The sequence below is a fragment of the uncultured Lamprocystis sp. genome, from assembly GCF_903933125.1.
Classification (GTDB): domain Bacteria; phylum Pseudomonadota; class Gammaproteobacteria; order Chromatiales; family Chromatiaceae; genus Thiodictyon.
The window spans coordinates 1-2,000 of the sequence record NZ_CAIZIZ010000275.1 but is presented as its reverse complement, the minus strand read 5'-3'; the positions used below and the strand labels follow the sequence as shown (position 1 = coordinate 2,000).

At 66.1% G+C, this 2,000-nt stretch carries 3 protein-coding genes; all 3 read right to left on the bottom strand.

The features are described from left to right. Positions 1–138 precede the first annotated feature (138 nt). The 3 genes from QZY03_RS13505 to traL all read right to left on the bottom strand — a co-directional run bounded on the left by QZY03_RS13505 (position 139) and on the right by traL (position 1,488). Positions 139–582 (bottom strand): TraB/VirB10 family protein, encoded by a 444-nt coding sequence (locus tag QZY03_RS13505; RefSeq protein ID WP_295581838.1) that lies wholly within the window; start codon positions 580–582, stop codon positions 139–141. Beyond that, positions 579–1,058 (bottom strand): hypothetical protein, encoded by a 480-nt coding sequence (locus QZY03_RS13500; RefSeq protein WP_295581836.1) that lies wholly within the window; start codon positions 1,056–1,058, stop codon positions 579–581. The genes QZY03_RS13505 and QZY03_RS13500 overlap by 4 nt, the downstream gene beginning before the upstream one ends. A 136-nt stretch (positions 1,059–1,194) precedes the next feature. Beyond that, positions 1,195–1,488, bottom strand: coding sequence for a type IV conjugative transfer system protein TraL (gene traL, locus QZY03_RS13495; protein WP_020503602.1), 294 nt, complete (start codon positions 1,486–1,488; stop codon positions 1,195–1,197). Positions 1,489–2,000 lie beyond the last annotated feature (512 nt).

Here is a 2,000-nt window from a genome sequence, read left to right as displayed (position 1 = left end):
GTGACGGCTGGTGTTTTGGTCGACTTCAGACGATACCGCCGGTCTCCCGCTGCCGCCACCTCCGCAGGAGCCGCCGGCCCTGGTCCAGCCCACCCGTGCACAGCGCCCGGCCTCAGGCAAAAATGGCCAAAGTCGAGCTTAATTGATGATCAGCTCAATCCCCCGTCCCGCATCGACTTCCAGGACCGGGAAAGTGTTTTCGGCCATCTTCATGTAATAGTCGGCCAACTTGTCCATCGCCCCACCAACCCCACCGGCAAAACCGGCCTCGGCCGCCTGGGGAGTGAACATGGACTCAAACTGGACCTGGCCGCTGGTCGCCGCGTTGCTGAACGAGGTGCTCGGGACCTGGGTGAATACCTTCGAGAACGCGGTCAGGAAGCCGGCCTGCAACGCTTTGGCGAGCAAGGCGCCCTGCTTGCTGACCAGTCGACCGCGGACGCCCACTTTGCCGTCTTCACCGACTGCATAGGCGTCGAGCGGGACTTCGATGACCCCGCCGTCGGTGCGCACGCAGGTCAGTGTCTCAGCACGCAGGTAGGCCCGTTCCGACCCGAGATCGCCGAAGCCGCCGACGATCACAAAGCACTCTCGACACGCTGGGCCTCGACCACGGCGGGGTCGACCGGAGGCACCGCCGGCGGGTCCGGGGGTTTCGCCAACGCCACCTTCACATCATCGACGTGCTGCTCCATGCGCTCCAGGCGGGCCGCGAGGCCTTCGATGCCCAAAGAGCGCGGGGCGGTGTCGGTGAGCAGGTTGCGCACCAGGGTGTCTTGGACGCTCCCCTTGGGCGCCGGGGGTCCGGCACTTTGCACCGCGAGCGCGGCCAGGACGAGCAGTACGGACGCGTTGGCCGGCACCGTACTGGTGCCGGCATTGCGCACGCCGACCGTCACCACGCCGGCGCCCGCCCCTTGGGTCAGTTGGGTCTTGATGAGGAAGTCCGCATTGGTGGGCGTCACATTGCCGAGCAGTTCGGCGACGAACAGCGCCCAGGCGTCCCGGACCTCCTGACTGGCGGAGGCGCGGGCGACCGTGACCTCCCCTTCCAGCACCGCACCACGGTGCGATCGGTCTGGTTGATCGTCACCGCCAGCACACAGTTCACGCCGATCAGCAGCAGAATAATGATGCGGTTGATCCGGTTCTCCAGCGTCAGCCCGGCCCAGGTGGCGAGAAAGCGCTGGAGGTTCATGGGAGCCACCGCCGACAGAACGGATTGGGGGTGGTCCGCCCGCGCAGGGGCAGCAGTCCGTACCAGTACAGGACGTGCAGCGCGTGCCCGTCGGGGCGCCGCTCGCGGTACTTGGAGTACAGCCGCACCAGGAGCACGCCCAGAACGATCAGTTTGAACATCGTGCTGGGACTGCCGGTGAAGATCCCGATGATCAGACACAGGACGATGGGCACGAGATCATCGACGCGCCACAGCAGGATCAGCGGCGGATCGTCGATGTACTTGGGGATTTCGGTGGGGTCGGCCATGGGCGCAGTGTGCTGCGCGGTGGGCGGGGACCGTGAGCGCTGAAGGTGCGGATTATTGGGGGGAATGCGGGAAACGGGGTTGGCTCAAGACCGGGAACACCTGCACCGGGCGCTGACCTTGTCTCAGGGTGCTCGCCGAGACGCACCCATCAGACCCTTCTTAGGCTCGTCGCGATCAGCACCTGCTCGACACTCGCCGAACCTGGACGCCCGCCGGGATCAGTTGAATGAGTTCCATCTGAGCCCGGCAGTCAGCGCGCGAGGCCAGACTTGGAGGCGCCGGGAACTCTGAGACAGAGTAGAGAATCAGCCTCATGGATGCGGCATCGTATGGGGGATTGTCGGCGGAGGATATCGTGGTACGTCCCCTACTCGACTTTGGCCATTTTAGGCGATCTCGATCATCGTGCCAGCCGCGACCGGCAATCGCGGGGCGCGGGTCCGCACGGCGGACCCTGGGGGGACCACGGAACCAACCCGTCAGGCCCGCGGGCGGCCCCGGCGCGGCGGCG